The 17,153-nt window shown below is 42.5% G+C and carries 14 protein-coding genes and 1 riboswitch; of the genes, 6 read left to right on the plus strand and 8 right to left on the minus strand.

The genetic code is table 11. From position 1 onward, the window contains the following. Positions 1 to 2 precede the first annotated feature (2 nt). From L2747_RS13780 to L2747_RS13795, 4 genes are all read left to right on the plus strand, one after another. The gene (locus tag L2747_RS13780) at positions 3 to 983 is read left to right on the plus strand and encodes a hypothetical protein (protein WP_248999597.1); all 981 of its coding nucleotides are present in this window, start codon (positions 3 to 5) and stop codon (positions 981 to 983) included. Then, positions 973 to 1,923 (plus strand): PA3715 family protein, encoded by a 951-nt coding sequence (locus L2747_RS13785; protein WP_248999598.1) that lies wholly within the window; start codon positions 973 to 975, stop codon positions 1,921 to 1,923. Before L2747_RS13780 ends, L2747_RS13785 begins: the two co-directional genes overlap by 11 nt. A 116-nt stretch (positions 1,924 to 2,039) precedes the next feature. Further along, positions 2,040 to 3,314: a hypothetical protein gene (locus L2747_RS13790; RefSeq protein ID WP_248999599.1), complete on the plus strand. Its 1,275-nt coding sequence runs from the start codon at positions 2,040 to 2,042 to the stop codon at positions 3,312 to 3,314. A 485-nt stretch (positions 3,315 to 3,799) separates the two neighbouring features. Then, positions 3,800 to 4,360 carry a hypothetical protein gene (locus tag L2747_RS13795; protein ID WP_248949451.1) on the plus strand — a complete coding sequence of 187 codons (561 nt, stop codon included), beginning with the start codon at positions 3,800 to 3,802 and terminating at the stop codon, positions 4,358 to 4,360. A 258-nt stretch (positions 4,361 to 4,618) separates the two neighbouring features. On the opposite strand, the gene L2747_RS13800 is transcribed toward L2747_RS13795, so the two are convergent. The 5 genes from L2747_RS13800 to L2747_RS13820 all read right to left on the minus strand — a co-directional run bounded on the left by L2747_RS13800 (position 4,619) and on the right by L2747_RS13820 (position 9,747). After that, positions 4,619 to 5,080, minus strand: a complete 462-nt coding sequence (locus L2747_RS13800; RefSeq protein ID WP_248949450.1) for a hypothetical protein — start codon at positions 5,078 to 5,080, stop codon at positions 4,619 to 4,621. A gap of 544 nt (positions 5,081 to 5,624) precedes the next feature. Next, complete coding sequence (locus tag L2747_RS13805; protein ID WP_248999600.1) at positions 5,625 to 6,191, minus strand: LemA family protein; 567 nt, start codon at positions 6,189 to 6,191, stop codon at positions 5,625 to 5,627. Between the two features lie 101 nt (positions 6,192 to 6,292). Continuing rightward, the gene (locus tag L2747_RS13810) at positions 6,293 to 7,555 is read right to left on the minus strand and encodes a DUF3137 domain-containing protein (RefSeq protein WP_248999601.1); all 1,263 of its coding nucleotides are present in this window, start codon (positions 7,553 to 7,555) and stop codon (positions 6,293 to 6,295) included. After that, positions 7,542 to 8,882: a DUF3137 domain-containing protein gene (locus L2747_RS13815; RefSeq protein ID WP_248999602.1), complete on the minus strand. Its 1,341-nt coding sequence runs from the start codon at positions 8,880 to 8,882 to the stop codon at positions 7,542 to 7,544. Before L2747_RS13815 ends, L2747_RS13810 begins: the two co-directional genes overlap by 14 nt. Positions 8,883 to 9,168: 286 nt before the next feature. Continuing rightward, positions 9,169 to 9,747 carry a thymidine kinase gene (locus L2747_RS13820; protein ID WP_248999603.1) on the minus strand — a complete coding sequence of 193 codons (579 nt, stop codon included), beginning with the start codon at positions 9,745 to 9,747 and terminating at the stop codon, positions 9,169 to 9,171. Positions 9,748 to 10,126: 379 nt separating this feature from the next. Here L2747_RS13820 and L2747_RS13825 point away from each other — a divergent pair, with 379 nt between their 5' ends. Further along, complete coding sequence (locus L2747_RS13825; RefSeq protein ID WP_248999604.1) at positions 10,127 to 12,259, plus strand: M3 family metallopeptidase; 2,133 nt, start codon at positions 10,127 to 10,129, stop codon at positions 12,257 to 12,259. 236 nt (positions 12,260 to 12,495) lie between these two features. On the opposite strand, the gene L2747_RS13830 is transcribed toward L2747_RS13825, so the two are convergent. The 3 genes from L2747_RS13830 to L2747_RS13840 form a co-directional block, all read right to left on the minus strand. Then, the gene (locus L2747_RS13830; protein WP_248999605.1) at positions 12,496 to 14,076 is read right to left on the minus strand and encodes a Na+/H+ antiporter NhaC family protein; all 1,581 of its coding nucleotides are present in this window, start codon (positions 14,074 to 14,076) and stop codon (positions 12,496 to 12,498) included. Positions 14,077 to 14,156: 80 nt separating this feature from the next. Further along, a riboswitch (Lysine riboswitch) is annotated at positions 14,157 to 14,379 on the minus strand. Positions 14,380 to 14,585: 206 nt separating this feature from the next. After that, on the minus strand, positions 14,586 to 15,509 hold the full coding sequence (locus L2747_RS13835; protein ID WP_248999606.1) for an electron transfer flavoprotein subunit alpha/FixB family protein: 924 nt from the start codon (positions 15,507 to 15,509) through the stop codon (positions 14,586 to 14,588). Then, positions 15,509 to 16,258 carry an electron transfer flavoprotein subunit beta/FixA family protein gene (locus L2747_RS13840; RefSeq protein ID WP_248999607.1) on the minus strand — a complete coding sequence of 250 codons (750 nt, stop codon included), beginning with the start codon at positions 16,256 to 16,258 and terminating at the stop codon, positions 15,509 to 15,511. Before L2747_RS13840 ends, L2747_RS13835 begins: the two co-directional genes overlap by 1 nt. 356 nt (positions 16,259 to 16,614) lie before the next feature. On the opposite strand from L2747_RS13840, the gene L2747_RS13845 reads away from it, so the two are divergent. Then, positions 16,615 to 17,007, plus strand: coding sequence for an H-NS histone family protein (locus tag L2747_RS13845; RefSeq protein WP_248999608.1), 393 nt, complete (start codon positions 16,615 to 16,617; stop codon positions 17,005 to 17,007). Positions 17,008 to 17,153 lie beyond the last annotated feature (146 nt).

Here is a 17,153-nt window from a genome sequence, read left to right on the forward strand (position 1 = left end):
TTATGAATAAACCATTAATTATTTTTACCGCATTACTATTGGCTACTCTCTGTAGCGCCAATAGCTACTCACTCGGCAGCTTAAAAAAAGACACTCTTGAACAAGCGTTATATGAGCAACAAAAAGGTCAACAACAAGATTGTGGATTGAATCAATTAAACAGCGTGATCGATTTTGATTCCGCACTCCTCAGCAGAAAGCACGGTAATAGCTCGGCAACATACTATCCAGTGTGCTGGGTGTTGCCACATAATAAAGAGCAAGCGTTACTCTCTTATTTCCAGCCCTACAAAGAAATCGAGCATAACTACACAAGCTATCTATGGCGAGTAATCCTCGTTAACCGCTATAGCAATAAAGTTGAAGCACGCTATACGGGGATCATTCATGAAAGTAGCAACATTAAGGTGCATTCTGACACGAATAGTATCATCCACCGCGAATACGCGCTAAGCGATAATACGATAGCAGTGGGTTTAATGCTCGACCTTGTCAACTACGACAATTCACCACAAAGCCAGCAACATGGTGACTATCAAGCCTTTAAAACCAACCGCTTTATGACCTTGTTTGTACAACAAGGTCATAAGTTACGCCCAGTACTGAAACACCTACCACTGGATTACGAAATTGAAGGCACAGATCTCGCTGGAAGTAACGGTGGGGTATACCTGCACTATGGCGTTGAAGGTGAAGTTGAGGTGTTACCAACAACTAGCCATGGCTACCATGATTTAAAGTTAATAACCCAAGGTCAGCAATACCGTACCGATGGCGAATACGATCAAGTAGAACCAATCAATTTTAACAGCGAGCTTAAATATGATGGCAAGCGTTATCCGTTTGTCACCGAGCGATTACCCTCCCCCGAGTTTTGGCAAATCAACCAAACTGGCGTCAATTTTTTAAGTGACAGCGACGATGAAAGCGCATCGAAAACAGATCCAAACAGCAGTCAATCGGAGAGCCAAAATGCTAACTAACAAGCCTTCAATAACCCCGTTCGGCTGCAGATTAACCGCGCTATTTAACAGCAGCCTTTTAACTTGCGCTATTTTGACTTGCACGCTAGCGTTTTCGCCAGCAAGTCATGCCAAGCAAGCGTGCAACATAGATGCCCTGGAAGCAATGGAAAATGACAGTGGTGATGTTCGAGGGTTCAGCGCTGCTGTATGTAAGCAACTGCCGCACCAAGAACAATTTACCATGGGCGCATACTTACAATGGACAGGCGGAAGCTATGCAGGTGAAAGGCGTTACACCCTACGCACCGTCATTATGGACACTCAAACTCATGAGGTTATCGCTCGTCATACTGGCAGTTTATACGAGGGACCAGGATTAACCATTATTGCAGACTCGCTAGATAACAAAGAGCAAAATTCGGCAGTACAGTCACCACTTTGGATTGATACCGCTAACTACAAGCTTAACAATGATACCCGCGCACTGGGTGTACGAGTACAAGCGCAGCAACACCCTGAGGGCGCAAGTGAGTATCAATCTGATTATTTGAATTTATTTGTTCATCAAGGGCGCTTTTTAATCCCCGTGGTGGAAAAACTGCCCTTGTATTATTGGAAAGTCTGGCAAAACGAGCCAAGTGGCTACCATGTTGCCAGAACACCTGAGGTCATTAAAAGTGAAACTAACGACAAAGCGGGTTTAACAAAGCGCTATATCGTTGAGAGCGGCAAAGGTGCGCTGCATATTGAGCCAAAACAATACAAAGGCTTTGCCGACCTAAAACTGCTCACTAAGACTAAGCTGTCAGGTGCTTTGCCCAAACGCACAGATAGCAGCCAAAGCCGTACCACCATTACCCATTTGCGGTTTAATGGTGAACGTTATTACATTCTAGAGTCCAAATTTAGTGATAAAAGAGACTGGCAACACAGCGAGGCATGGTGGAAGCCTAGGTAAGAGTTTATTGCTACCACATTAAATTCGAATTCAATAGCGGTGAATATTAATACCAAAACGCCTACAGATAGGCGTTTTTACACTGTTGGCGCAACAGCGGTACTAGAAGGAATAAAATGAACCACAATAAACGGGTGAAAGCTAATATTGAGCAAATAAAAGCAAATGTTGAAGCCGCCACCTCCGAGGCGCAACTCATTGAAGTTGTCGAATCAGTTAAGCATCACCCCGGCCCACTTGATTACAATGACAAGCTACCTAATTTACTAAAGTGGTTACTGCTTGCATTTAGCAGCTATGGTATTTTAGTTAATTATGTCTACCCGCAATTTACCAGCGGTCTTACTCGTTTAGTGTTTGATGTTATTGAGAGCTCTGTCTATTGGCTACCGACAATCTCGGCTCCCTTTTTAGTCACTTCTCTCGAACGCAAAGGTAAACCTATACCGCTGTTTCGCTCCATAAGTCGCCCTTGGCTTAGAATGGCAGCCATAGCCGCCTGCCCCTTGCTCATCGCAAATATTTTTCCCCAATGGCATTTGGCTTATTGGTTCGTATTTGAAAAGCTCATTCAACTCATTAGCCTAGATGGGCAAATCAAAATCCCGATTAACCTAGCGCTATTGGCTGGTGTTATTGTTCCTATCCTGTGGGTCTGGTTACGTGTGCGCAAACGTTGGCGCGAGCCAGTATCAGATCGCATCCACCATTTAGACATCCTCCACGACAACAATTTAACTCAGGTCAAGATAACGCCTGAAGCTAAATCCAAAGCACTTGAAGCTCAGTTCAAAGAGTTTCATCGGGGTAATCACCGCCGAACCATCGACGCCTTTTATGAAGGGCAATATCAAGGTAAAGCGCACAGTTTCCAGTTTAATCTGTATCACTTTCATTACGTAATTAAACGCAGACAAACCGATACTGACGCCAATGGTAAAACCACAAGACGCACAGTGTACGACCACTACCATCGTCACGGATTGTTATTTGATTTTCCCTACGTGAAAAGCGTTGCGCTCGATGCAGACGGCGTCCCCGCCATAAAAGGCACCAAATACAAAGATGCCTCCAACGCCTTTAATCAAAGTTATAAAACGGTTTGCCAACATAAAATGCAAGCCGCTAAATTGCTAAAACCCGCTACTGTAGAAAAGTTTCTGGAGCTAAAAGATGCATATCGCCGTTTAGTGTTTGAGGTGAACGCCAACGGCCAGTGCTGCCTAGCTATTGACGATGATGATTTACTTAAACTTAAGCGTCAATACGGATTGGCAACCCCTACAGAATTTGCCGAGGAACTAGCAGGTCGCAGTGAATTGAAAAAGTTAAATCATTTACTCGAAGCTGTAGAGCAACTCATGCGGCTCAGCGACAACAATTTTCGATGATGTATCGCTAAAACTCATCTCTCAGTCTTGCGCGGCACTGAGAGATGAACTCTTCATAAGTGATGTTCTGCTCTAAATGAAGTATTGTTTCAAAGGTACAGCACAAATATCCATGGCAAACACCTTTTCAATCTTGGTGTTGGCATAACAAACTCCTCTATTTAGCCTGAACTAAAGCCTAGTAAAGGAAACCAGCATTCACAATTATGGGTATCTTAATTATTTGATCTCATGAGTTAATTAGCTAAAGTTCTCTAACTTATTTTTGGACAAAAATCATTTAGTGCAAAGTTATCAAAGTAGGTCATGGGATTAGTAAATGTAAGGCAAGCAACGTCAGTTTACACTGACGCCGCACATCTTGATAAAGCTGAACTTTCGTCTCATTTTTTGAATATTGTCAGCCCCATATACTGCAAACACTATTGTTAAGCACTTTTCTGAAGATAAAATTGGACTCTCTTGATACCAACATAATGTTAAATATGAATATTTCCAAATCAACCTTTCTCACTGTAATCTTATTCCTAGTCATGACAGGCTGCACCTCGATAAATGACGCTATGACTCCTTCCCTTTCAGTAACTAAAGATCGATTTGATGACACGTTAATAATTAAGCAACCGATAGTCCCTGCTAATAGTAGCTTCTCTGACCACCAAACAGGCTTAGGTTTTGAATGGAAAAGCAGTATACCAAGCGAAATAATTCTGACTGTAGGCATATCAGGTATAGAGAACATAATGGGGGCTGATTTTAAGATTGATGGCAAAGACATACCAAGCCCCATAACTGTAGGTCATCTGACTCAATATCCCGAAAAAAATCTCAGCTTCGGTGATATGAGCTCAGTCTATTCCACTCGTAGAATGGCTATGCCAATTGAGGACTTCATCAAAATGGCAAATGCCAAACAGGTGAAAATGCGTGTTCAACATATCGACACCTATTCGGTTTCTATTTTTGGGCGAGAAGAAATGGCTATAGTTGGGGCAAAATTCAAGCCATTTCTCTCCAAACTAAAAGAACTAAAGGTTACAAGCTAGCCATAGAATAAGATCTTCCAATAGCATGCATATTTAATGGTTAGTTACGCGTTATACAGAAATTAACCAATAAATAATCCTGAGCAATTTTTGAGTTTTTCCATCACGAATCCATCGCCACAGTGTGCGGATGAATTTTTTTAGCTCTGGGATATCAATTAATAGATTCATGTATCTTATGCCTCATGCAGTTAAAGTATGAGGCCAATATGTCACAAAGAGAGTTTGTGAAGGGGGTGCCGTTATAGCTCAAAACCATTACTTCTCTGATTTTTTACCAAAACATGCTTGTGTTTCTTCATCCATAGCTTTGAACGCATCAAAAATCTCAGTTTTAGTCATTGGTCTGGCATTCCCGTATAGACCGCCATCAAGATCAACAAGGCTTAGATATCCATCCTTAGGTATAGCGTCATACTCTTGAATGTTTGTGGATTCACATAACATAGCCATCAAAATACAATTGAGTTCAGATTCATACTCTTTAGCTAAATCTGTCTGATTTTTACCTTCTGGGGTATCGATATATACCTTTTTTGCTTTCCTCAGAATTTTCTTAACCCTTGAACGTTCGCTATCTACTTCACTCTTTCTCGCCTGATTATCTCCTCCCGCATATACTTTTATAGCAACTTGAGTATGGCTAAAACCATCATGTTTCAGACGTAATACTTTTGCAGCAATTTCAAAGTCTCGGCCATCGCCATTTTTTTTAGACACTTCACTCTCTCTTATTGCGCGACAATTAACCTTGACGGTGATAAAACAATTTTCATTATTATGTATGAATAAGTTCTAACTCTGTTACTAATCATTAGGTATGTTTATGCTATTAGCAATTGCTTGTAACACATTTTGGGGCAAAAATTAGTTACTGAACGTACAGACAACACCAATTCCCCATCGGAGTTGCCGAGGTCATTGAAGAACAATTTCGTGATTGAGGCATGGATGCCGAAATAGCCTTAGGTGAGCCATGAACGGCGAATATGAGGCGATAGAGATTTTCGAAGATGAGTGAGGGAGACAACTCCGTTTGGGGCGTCATGGTGGATGCAAGGGCGAAGTGCATAACCATGGACTCTCTGAGCGAGAGCCATGGACAGCGAGCTGGCTTTTGAACAAGGATGTTCTTGATAAGGACGAACAGTCCTCCTTGCCCGGGTGTGGGATGGAATCCCACGACGTTTATCAAGCGCAGCTTGATTGCTTAAGTTCAGGCGCAGCCTGTTACCCTACGAGGGCTAAAGCCCAGACCAATTGGCTATAAATTAGGTTTATACTCAAACCCAGCTTGGGCTTCGCTATCGCTAAAGCTGGCGATTTTCTGCTTACGTACCAACATGCTGTTAATGAGCGAGCCAGGGAACATCTCAATCGCGTTATTAAAGTCTTCAACGTTGGCGTTGAAAATACGAATCGCTGCGCCAATTTGCTCTTGTTGCTCGCTAATGTCAGCCATTAACTTCATATATACATCAGACGCTTTCAGCTCGGGGTAAGCTTCAACAGTGACTTTAAGGCCTTGCATTAAATCTTGAGTGCGCTGCTCAGCGGCGGCAAGCTTTGCCGTGTCGACACCTGAACTCATTTCTGCAATGGCGCTACGTAGCTCAGTGACTTTCGTTAATACTTCAGACTCATGCAGTTTGTATTGCTCTACTAACTGCTCAACCATTGGAATGATCTTGTTCTTTTGGCGCTCTTGAGTCAGTACCGACGCCCATGCGCGATCAACCGCATTGTGTTTACCAATAATGCCGTTGTACAACATGATGATAGCGGCGACCACTACGGCAACAACAATTAAGCCTATTACTGAACTATCCATTTAACTTTCCTTTTTTATCTTCAATTTATCTTCAATTTAACCCGGGGGTCACTGGGTAAACTGTTTTGGGCTTTTGGCGATTAAGGGCTTTGGCCAACGATTTAAGCACTTGCCTTAAAATTGTTATCGCTATAGCGCATCACCTCGTGCACGATTTCGAGCATCTGTGTCATTTGCTTTAATTCAGTATGACCAGCTAGCTCTTCAGCGAATGCCTTGGGGTTATCTAAGCCATGTACTCGTTTAATCGCTAATAGATCATCGGTTACCGCCAAGCACAACCTTCCTTGCTGGCTGAATTCGAATACTGGCTTTTTTAATTGTTTAGCAAACACCGCGAGCTTTTCTTCAACCGCTGGCGATAGTAAACGCGCAGCCGTCATCAGCTCGGTTGCATGGACTCGATATTGGCGATTAAACTCATTAGAGGCACTTTTATAGCGTTCACCTCGGCGCTTAATACCAAAGTCGTTGCTGATGCTCATGTCCTCTGCAAACGGAAAATCTAATAACAAACCGTGGCGATAATAATGGTCCCTTACCGTGCGTGTAGTCGTTTTACCATTGGCATCGGTCGTTGTTTCAGTGCGTTCTTCAACATAGTGAAAACGATAAAGCTGGTAGTCAAATTGATGTACTTCGCCTTGATAAGTACTTTTGTATAGACTTTCGATTTCGCGTAAATCGTTACCGCGCTTAAACTCTCTAAAACTAGCTTCTAGCTCTTTAGCGAGCTTTTTGCCATCAAACGGCACGGCCTCTAAGTTATTATTAAATAGAGCATCTTTTAAAAATATTTTATCTGATAACTTGTTACGCCACTTCATTCGGCCTCGTAGCCAAAACAGCATTAACACGCCAATCACGCCATTATGCGCCGCGAACCCTGAGCTCGGATACCACAAGCCTAAAAATGACGCCAGCGTATCGAAATACAGATCCCAGTACCAATATGGCCAAGCAGGAATAAGATTTAAGCTCGCACCGACTGCCGCCATTAACGCCATCCGGCCCCATATTGGGCCTGGAATAGGCAAGCGCTTGCCTTTATCCTCACAAAAACGCGTTATTGTGGCCAAGCACAACATTGGATACCAGAACACACTGTAGCCCAGTGCGCTTTTAAGAATGTGCATCACAAAATCAGGGACGACTAATCCCAACTCAAAAGCTATCGGCAACAAGGCGAAAAACAACGAAACTGCGCAGAAAAAACGATACCAATTATCCCGATAATCTAATGGGCCCTGATGGTGCTCGACTCTGCGCACTAATGCTATCAAGTCCTCTTGGCTTTTTGCTGCCTCAACATCGTTGCGGATCGCAGCGATATTGCGAGTGACTTGAGCGTTATAGGCTAACATGAGCATTGTTCTCCGAGTTTTTTATTTGCGTTAATGGGTTTAAATTGACACTTTCTTTAGGATTACGAACAAAATTGTTATCAGATAAACGCATAAGCTCATAGACTGCTGCAAGCAATTTTTGCACCCGCTTTAACTCGGTATGGCCGGCAATTTCTTGATAAAATTCATCTGGCTTTGCCAGTGAATGTTTACGTTTTTCAATAATCAGCTTACTGGTAGAGGCAATACACAAACGGCCATCTGGGGCGATCTCAACCATAGGTGAAATAAAGTTGCGATTAAGGTCAAGTAACGTTTCTATCATTGCAGGCGTTAAAAAGCGTGCCGCGGTGAGTTTATCGCAGGCCTGTACTCGATAAATGTCATTAAATGCATTTGACTCTGTTTGATACTTTTCAGCATAAACCGAGTCTTTAAGCTTTACCTCGTCTTCAGCATCTAGGCACAAACCGTTAGCGAATGGAAAATCGAGCAACATACCGTAACGGTCCCGATGTTCATGAACGGTTTTGGTTTTATAACCGCCATTACCATCTGAACTGGTTTGAGTGCGCTTTATCGTATATTGAAAGTGATAAAGCTTATAGTTAAAGCTGTGCTGCTCACCTTGATATTGCCCGGCAAACATTTGCTCAATATCACGCGTGCCACTACCGCGACGAAACTCTGCAAACTGCTTTACAAGTGCATCTAGTTTGTCTTCGGGTGCGGGCTTAGTTTGTTTTAAGCCATTATTAAATAGCGCGTCACAGAGGAATATTTTATCGGAAAGATGTTTACGCCAATTAGCGCGATAATCTAACCATACCCAGGTGATTGAACTGGTGATGATCAGAATAAACCACAACGCAAACTGCTGGTTGTCAATCTCTCCAACACTAATGACATAGCCAAAAATACGCAGCGCAGTCCAATAGGCTTCTGGCCATTCAGGTACATATATTGTCACCAGAGCCATTGCTGCCACCAGCAGTGTAAAGCTGACTACCATCGGGACAGGCAGCCATCCGCGCTCATGGCAAAAACTGGCTAATAATGTACTCAGCGCGACAGGAAGCCAATAGCAAGAGTCATCGATCACTAACTTAGCTAAAGGCTCTACTTGTTCATACCAGAGGCGCATAAAGATGAAAAAGATACACAAGACACAAGCGCTGATCAGTAACCACTTAACAGAGTGCGTTATCTTATCGCGATAATCTAATGGTCCCGGATGGTGTTTAACTTGAGTGATAACCTCGAGCAGGTCATCTTGAGAGGTAGCGGCATCAACATCACTGCGCAGTTTGGCAATATGTTGTGCAACTTTTTGGTTATGCTGCATTGAAAATCCTTGTACAACCACAGGCAAAGACGGGTAAAACAAGTGAGGCATTATGCAGAAAAACAGCTAAAAATACAGCGGTTTAAGTCACTATTTACAAAGTAGAATCAATATAAGTATTTTATAAAATATAAAACGCTTTATAACGGGCTTTAAAGGTTAGTAAGGACTCACATTATTTTTTTTTGCTTGCTGATTATTCAATATTAGTAATGCTAGTCCGCGATAAACCATAAAAAAAGCCAACACTGATAAGTATTGGCTTTTAAATTCTCAGGGAAAAATACTAGTCCCAGATAAATTCTCTGAAATGCTTACGACACACTGACTCGTAGCTTTCGTTACCACCAATCGCTACCTGCTCACCTTCACGCATTGGCTTACCATTACCATCAAGACGCACCACCATATTGGCTTTACGGCCACAGTGACAAATGGTTTTTAGCTCTACCAGTTTATCCGCCCAAGCAAGTAAATACTGACTACCCGTAAATAATTCACCTTGAAAGTCTGTTTTCAGGCCATAACAAAGTACAGGAATATCAAGTACATCAACCACGTAAGTCAATTGCTTAACTTGCTCTTTGCTTAGAAACTGGGATTCGTCAATCAAGATACAGTGCAGTGCTTGCACTGCAAGACTCGCGCGCACCATTTCAGTGAGGTTGTCGTTGCTACCAAACACTTGTGCGTCGGTTTCAATACCGATACGCGATGCGACTTTACCTACACCATAACGATCGTCAATTGAGGCAGTCATGACTAAGGTATTCATGCCGCGTTCACGATAGTTATAAGAAGACTGTAATAACGAAGTTGATTTACCCGCATTCATTGCTGAGTAATAGAAATAGAGCTGCGCCAAACTAAAATCCTTAAAGGTGAGTTCGGCGCTAGTTTAGCATTAATTTGGTAAAAAAAATCATATTAACGAAACAGGATATTCGTTCAAATCACAAAATTTATGCTCAGCTTTATTTCCCAACAAACCTCTAGATAAGAAGGTGAATTTAGTGAGTCATTCTTCACTTTTTAACTGAACAGCTTATTTTAACTAGTTTTCCTCCGTCAGCACTATGAAAGTCCACAAATAGCAGGGCTACGACTAGAAGGAAATATGTGACAAACACAACAAAACCAACACGAAATCCAGCATTGATACACAAAATGACTCACATTAAGACACGTTTAATGCCAAAGCGTTAAATTAAAAACACAATTATAATAAAGGAAGTCGAAAATCTATGCATAAGTCACTTATTGCTGCAGCAATTGCCGCAACATTAACCCTGAGCGCATGCTCAACCACATCACCTGAAAACACCAATGCTGTTATGGTACAAGCACAGAACCCATTCTTACAGGCAAGCACCTTGCAGTATCAAGCTCCAGACTTTACAAAAATTAAGGATGAGCATTTTCAGCCAGCCTTAACTTTGGGCATGCAGGCGCAATATCAACAGATCCTCGATATTGCTAACAACTCACAAGCGCCTACATTTGCTAACACCATTGTTGCAATGGAAAAAAGTGGTGAGCTACTCAACCGAACTTCGAAGGTGTTTTACAACCTAGCCGGTACTGATAGCAATACCACACTGCGTAAAATTCAAAGCGAAATGGCGCCAAAAATGGCGGCTCACTCAGACAATATTAATTTAAACCCAGAACTATTTAAGCGTATAGAAACCCTATATCAACAAAGAGATAGCTTAAATTTGTCGTCTGAAGAGAACCGCTTAGTTGAGGTTTACTACAAACGTTTTGTACGTGCGGGTGCCAAACTAACTGAAGATCAAAAGCAACAGATCCGTGTGCTTAATGAAGAGCAGTCAACGCTAACTAACGAGTTTGCACAGCGCTTAATGCGCTTAACTAAAGAGATTGCGATAATTGTTGATTCAAAAGCTCAGTTAGCCGGTTTATCGGAGGCTGCTATCAATGCTGCAGCTACTGATGCTGAAGCTAACGGTCACGCAGGTAAGTATCAACTAAACATTACTAACACGACACGTCAGCCAGTACTGACTCAGCTGCAAGACAGAGCCCTGCGTCAGCAAATTTGGCAAGCATCAGCTGAACGTGGTCTTGAAGGTGAGAACGAAACTGCGTCTTTAGTGGCAAGACTGGCACAACTTCGCGCAGAACGCGCTGAGTTACTTGGTTATAAAAACTGGGCTGAATACCGCCTAGAGCCACAAATGGCTAAAACACCGGAAGCGGTTTACAAGATGTTTGGCTCTATGGTGCCAGCGGTGATTAAAAACACCGAAAAAGAAGCGGCTGATATTCAAGCGATGATCAATCAAACTGGTGGCGACTTTGAGCTAGCGCCGTGGGATTGGGCGTATTACGCTGAACTTGTACGTCAAGAAAAATACGACTTAGATGAAAGTGCAATTACGCCGTACTTTGAATTTGACCGTGTACTAGAAGATGGTGTGTTCTTCACCTTACAAGCGCTATATGGCGTGACGCTTAAACCACGCCCAGATCTGCCTGTTTACCATGAAGATGTAAAAGCCTACGAAATGTTCGATGAAGATGGCAGCAGCATGGCTATTTTCTACGCCGATTACTTCTCACGTGAAGGTAAGCGTGGTGGCGCGTGGATGAGTTCATTTGTGGCCCAATCTGAGTTATTAAACAACAAGCCTGTTGTGATTAACGTAATGAACATTAAAAAAGCGCCAGCTGGTGAGCCAACATTTGTTAGCTACGATGAAGTCACCACCATGTTCCATGAAATGGGCCACGGTACTCATGGCATGTTCTCAAAGGTGAAATACCCAACACTGTCTGGCACATCAGTATCACGCGACTTTGTTGAGTTCCCATCAACCTTTGAAGAAGATTGGGCTGCGCACCCTAAAGTGTTAGCCAACTACGCGAAGCACTATGAAACTGGCGAGCCTATTCCAAAAGAGCTACTTGAAAAGTTATTAAAGTCACGCAGCTTTAACCAAGGTTTCGATACCTTAGAGTATATGTCAGCAGCCCTATTGGATCTTGAGTGGCATACTCTTAAAGCCGGCAGCCCGCTGCAAGATGTGGCGAGCTTTGAAGCGGCAGCGCTTAAAAAGCACGGTGTAGATTTACCAGCAGTGCCACCACGTTATAAATCAACTTACTTTGCCCATGCGTTCCCAGGTGGTTACTCAGCAAGTTACTACGCTTATATGTGGAGTGAGATTTTAGCGGCTGATGCGTTTGCTTACGTACAAACTCAAGGCGGGCTTGACCGTGAAATCGGTATGAAGTTTAGAAAAACCATTCGCGAAGTGGGCAACACAGTGGCACCTATGGATGCTTACAAAGCCTTTAGAGGCCAAGAGCCAACAACTGAAGCACTGCTAGAGCGTCGTGGCTTAAACTAACGTTAGAGCCTCGTGGCTTAATCTAATCCGGCTCAAGGTTAGTCAGCAATAAGCAGAGCGAGTGTTAACACTAAAGGTTAAAATGAAAGCTCCCTAATCTGGGAGCTTTTTTTATATCTAATGATTTCTAGCTATCCCTAGCAAGAATTTTAGCCATTAAAAAACCGCTCGATAAAGAGCGGTTTTAATTATCTTTGGAATTAGCCTTTAATCACTAAGCCAATGATAATGTCGCCTTACTGCTTACATGCTGCATCAGGCGAACAGGCTTTAATGCGTAGAACAATAATACTAATCACGAACAATACGCTACAAGCAACCAGACCTGCTGTAACAGACTCAGTGAAACCTAATACTAGGTAACCCACCATGCTGATCCCTGCAACAATCAACGCGTATGGCAGCTGTGTCATTACGTGGTCAATGTGATGACAGTTAGCACCTGTTGACGACAAAATCGTAGTATCTGAAATCGGTGAACAGTGGTCACCAAATACCGCACCAGCAAGCACTGATGCAAGCATTGGTAGCATCATACCGGTGTGACTACCCATCGCCATATCCGCAGCAATTGGTAGCATGATACCAAAGGTCCCCCAGCTAGTGCCGGTTGAGAATGCAGTCAAACCAGCAAGAATAAATAGCACTGCTGGTAGCATAGCAAATGGAATATTACCGGTTGCTAGGCTTGCCATGTACTTACCTGTTTCTAGTTGACCAATCACACCTGCGATTGTCCAAGCAAAAAGTAAGATATAGATAGCTGGTAGCATCGACTTAGCGCCTTCAAATAGGCCTTTTGCGATCATCGATTTAGCAACGCCTTGGTAAATAACTAGCGCTAGTGTTACCGCTAAGCCAATTGCAGCACCAAAGAATAGTGATGAACCGACGTCGGTATTTTCGAAAGCACCAATCAAGCTAAACTCAGCACCTTTTGCTGCTAATGCATCACCGCCGCTACTAACCATAAAGTAGAAAGTAGCAAACACAAGTACTGTGATCGGTAGGAATAAGCCCATGATCTTACCTGTATCCGCTTCTGGTAAGTCTGAGTTAGCTCCAGGTGGCAAACCTTTAGACTCGTCATAAAGCTCACCTTTTTGCGCTCTTAACTCATGTTGACGCATAGGACCAATGTCAAGACCCATTAAGGCAACACAAAGCAATAATAGCAGTGCAAAAATCGCGTAGAAGTTCATTGGGATCATCTGCACGAACACACTTAAGTGGCCAGTATCAGTAAAACCATGAGCAGTTAAGATGCCGCCAATCAAAGCGATAATGTATGCTCCCCAGCTTGATACAGGTGAGATAACACAAATCGGTGCGGCAGTTGAGTCCAGCAAATAAGCCAGTTTACTGCGTGAAATGTAGTATCTGTCAGTAAGTGGTCTTGCCACACTACCTACAACTAAACTATTGAAATAATCATCAATAAACACCACACAACCTAAAAACATAGTTAATAGTTTGGCGTCGCGTTTATTACGAATATGAGTACGAGCCCAATCAGCAAAAGCTCTCGCTGAACCACTTACGGTGATTAGCGCAGTGATCATTCCTAGTAATACTAAGAAGCCAAGAATATAGAGGTTCCAGCTGTTAAAAGCTCCATCATCCCATACTAGAGCTGACACTTTATCTCCAAGATATTGTGCTGTTTGCATGGCAGAAAAATCGGTAAGCAATAAAGCTCCCAATAAAATGCCCACACCTAAGGAGAGTAAAACACGACGCGTTAACATCGCCAGTACGATTGCGACTACCGGAGGTAGTAGCGATAAAGCCGAATCGGCATAGCTTATAATTGTCATTTTTTTAATTTCTTCGCTAAATACGAATGGAGGCCGACTGAACTGGTGGGATATAGCAATAGATATCTGATTACACCTGTCCTATCAGTAGCGCTCCATAGCCATATTAATGGTTCGTCATTAATATAAAAATCTCTTATCTTCCAGATAAGAGATACTATGGCAGTGCTGTCCCTATTTGGTCACAGCCCCAGCAACAAGCCCCGATATGCTATGTCACTTCGGCATCAAATCCTTTCTCGATAGATCAGCGGAATCACCCTACTTATCGATACTGATATTTAATGCACCTCTACTTCTCAGGACGCAATTTAAGACTAGCTCAAAAAGCGTGACGGACATAAAAACATAAGCGGCTTTAGAGATGCTACCCTAAAGCCGCTTATCGTGACACAGATCACACACAATACCAAATAGCACCCACACTGGTTAACACAAACGAAACCGTATATTCACAACCGGCTTGAGATTGCTGTTAACCGCGTTATCGGTATGACCGCGCGAACCGATTAAAGTTGAGCCAATAATTGTGGTACAGCTTCAAACAGATCAGCTTCAAGACCGTAGTCTGCCACCTGGAAAATAGGTGCTTCAGGATCTTTGTTTATCGCCACAATCACTTTAGAGTCTTTCATACCTGCAAGATGTTGAATAGCACCAGAAATACCTACCGCTATATACAAATCAGGTGCAACAATCTTACCCGTTTGACCAACTTGTAAATCGTTTGGCACATAACCGGCATCAACTGCAGCACGAGACGCGCCCAATGCACCACCGAGTTTGTCAGCTAGTTGTTCTAAAATACCGAAGTTTTCGCTGTTACCTAATGCACGACCGCCAGATACCACTACCGATGCGCTACCCAATTCTGGACGCTCCGACTCTGTTAAGCTTTGCTCAACAAATTCAACTTGTGGCGAAATATCTTGTGAAAGCGTAACTAACTCTGCACTACCATCTGTTGCGACGGCATCAAAAGCGCTTGAACGTACTGTCATCACTTTCTTGTCATCTAAGCTTTGCACAGTCGCTAATGCGTTACCCGCATAAACTGGACGAACAAATGTATCGCTACTCACCACTTCAATGACTTCAGATAACTGAGATACATCAAGTAACGCTGCAACACGCGGCAGTACATCTTTACCAAAGCTAGAAGCTGCAGCTAAAACATGCTCGTAATCAGCAGCAATAGCCAACATAAGGTCTGATACGTTTTCAGCAAGATGATTAGCGTAAGATGCAGAGTCAGCGACTAAAACATTACGTACTCCATTTAGTTTTTGTGCTTCTGTGGCTACTGCAGCGCAGTCGTGACCAACAACTAATACATCAATGTCACCACCAATCGCTTGGCCACAAGCCACAACTTTAGCGGTATCGAGTTTTAAGCTAACGTTATCGTGTTCTGCTAATACTAAAATCGCCATTAGATCACCTTCGCTTCATTTTTTAACTTTTCAACTAGCTCTTCAACAGAACCCACCATAATGCCACCGCTGCGTTCTGCTGGCGGAGCCACTTTAATAATGTTTTGATGAGATTTAAGTGTTACGTCAAAATCAGCAGGCGTTAACGACTCAAGTGGCTTGCGCTTAGCTTTCATAATATTAGGTAACTTGGCATAGCGAGGCTCGTTCAAACGTAGATCTGCAGTAACTACCGCAGGCAGTGATAAGTTAACTGTTTGCAGGCCGCCATCTATTTCACGCGTAACGACTAACTTGTCGCCATCGAGCTTTACTTCAGAAGCAAAAGTTGCCTGAGGCATTTTAGCGATAGCTGCAAGCATTTGCCCAGTTTGGTTATTGTCACCATCAATAGACTGCTTACCTAAGATAACCAGTTGCGCTTGCTCTTTTTGTTGTACAGCATGAATCAACTTAGCGATTGAAAGAGGCACTAAATCTTCGTCAGTTTCAATATGGATAGCGCGATCAGCGCCCAATGCTAATGCCGTTCTTAATTGCTCTTGTGACGCTTTAGGTCCAATACTTAATACCACAATTTCAGAGGCGCTTCCGGCTTCCTTTAAACGAACGGCTTCTTCAACAGCGATTTCACAAAATGGGTTAATCGCCATTTTCAAGTTTGCGGTATCAACACCGGTATTGTCAGCGTTAACTCTGACCTTTACGTTGGCATCGACGACACGTTTAACTGGCACCAATACTTTCATAGGGCTTCCTTCTTACGTCTCTTATAATGATTGGGATTAAGCAACCTAACAGCAATATATTACCAAGCTGCGATTACCAAAATTAAGCTCACTTTACGTGCTGTTAACGTTAACGTCAACTAGGTTTCAAACACCTGTTCATTCAGGTTGACACTACATAACATTTGCTTGAATTAAACAGCTATAAAACATTTATTAACCGACCATATTCGTTCTGTTATTCAATTTAACTAATAAAGGTTTTAAATAATGAATATGTATAATTCCAAAATAATATTTGATCCTCAGACAAATAGTTTCTATTATTTACGCAATTAATGTTATTCCCTCTTATTCTTAATCGGACCTAAATAATTATGAGCGATTTTCTTGAAATATTGACGCACGGCCGTCGCTTTAAAGCTGCAGTAAAAGAGTTATCACTTAATGATTTAAAAGAACTAGCAGTTAAGTTAGATAAAATTATTGAAGAAAAAGCTTCTCAGCAAGCAGAAGAACAAGAAGCAATGGCAGAACGTAATGCTAAGATCGAAGAGATCCGTAAGCAAATGGAAGCAATTGGTTTATCTGTAGATGATATTGGTGGTGCTGCAGTTAAAGCTGCTCCTAAAAAGCGTGCTCCACGCCCAGCTAAATACCAAATTGAAGTTGAAGGCGAAATGGTTCAATGGACTGGTCAAGGCCGTATGCCAACAGTATTTAAGAACCAGCTTGAACAAGGCCGTACTATGGAAGACTTCTTGATCTAACTTCAAGTCGACCTATTTATAAAAGCCTCGCTATTTGCGAGGCTTTTTCGTTTATAAGTTAAAATTTCACACTGATAGTTACAAATACTACTTAGTCTTTGCCAATAAGTTAGGGTACCCTGCTTGTATCCCTGTTTATCTAACAA

The sequence above is a fragment of the Shewanella marinintestina genome (assembly GCF_023283845.1).
In the GTDB taxonomy this organism is placed as follows: Bacteria; Pseudomonadota; Gammaproteobacteria; order Enterobacterales; family Shewanellaceae; genus Shewanella; species Shewanella marinintestina.

What these genes read in the sequence shown, in the direction of transcription:
- L2747_RS13795 (WP_248949451.1), top strand. Translation starts at nt 3,800, where the DNA reads ATGAATATTTCCAAATCAACCTTTCTCACTGTAATCTTATTCCTAGTC.
- L2747_RS13815 (WP_248999602.1), bottom strand. Translation starts at nt 8,882, where the DNA reads ATGCAGCATAACCAAAAAGTTGCACAACATATTGCCAAACTGCGCAGT.
- L2747_RS13805 (WP_248999600.1), bottom strand. Translation starts at nt 6,191, where the DNA reads ATGGATAGTTCAGTAATAGGCTTAATTGTTGTTGCCGTAGTGGTCGCC.
- L2747_RS13830 (WP_248999605.1), bottom strand. Translation starts at nt 14,076, where the DNA reads ATGACAATTATAAGCTATGCCGATTCGGCTTTATCGCTACTACCTCCG.
- L2747_RS13810 (WP_248999601.1), bottom strand. Translation starts at nt 7,555, where the DNA reads ATGTTAGCCTATAACGCTCAAGTCACTCGCAATATCGCTGCGATCCGC.
- L2747_RS13845 (WP_248999608.1), top strand. Translation starts at nt 16,615, where the DNA reads ATGAGCGATTTTCTTGAAATATTGACGCACGGCCGTCGCTTTAAAGCT.
- L2747_RS13840 (WP_248999607.1), bottom strand. Translation starts at nt 16,258, where the DNA reads ATGAAAGTATTGGTGCCAGTTAAACGTGTCGTCGATGCCAACGTAAAG.
- L2747_RS13825 (WP_248999604.1), top strand. Translation starts at nt 10,127, where the DNA reads ATGCATAAGTCACTTATTGCTGCAGCAATTGCCGCAACATTAACCCTG.
- L2747_RS13835 (WP_248999606.1), bottom strand. Translation starts at nt 15,509, where the DNA reads ATGGCGATTTTAGTATTAGCAGAACACGATAACGTTAGCTTAAAACTC.
- L2747_RS13790 (WP_248999599.1), top strand. Translation starts at nt 2,040, where the DNA reads ATGAACCACAATAAACGGGTGAAAGCTAATATTGAGCAAATAAAAGCA.
- L2747_RS13785 (WP_248999598.1), top strand. Translation starts at nt 973, where the DNA reads ATGCTAACTAACAAGCCTTCAATAACCCCGTTCGGCTGCAGATTAACC.
- L2747_RS13780 (WP_248999597.1), top strand. Translation starts at nt 3, where the DNA reads ATGAATAAACCATTAATTATTTTTACCGCATTACTATTGGCTACTCTC.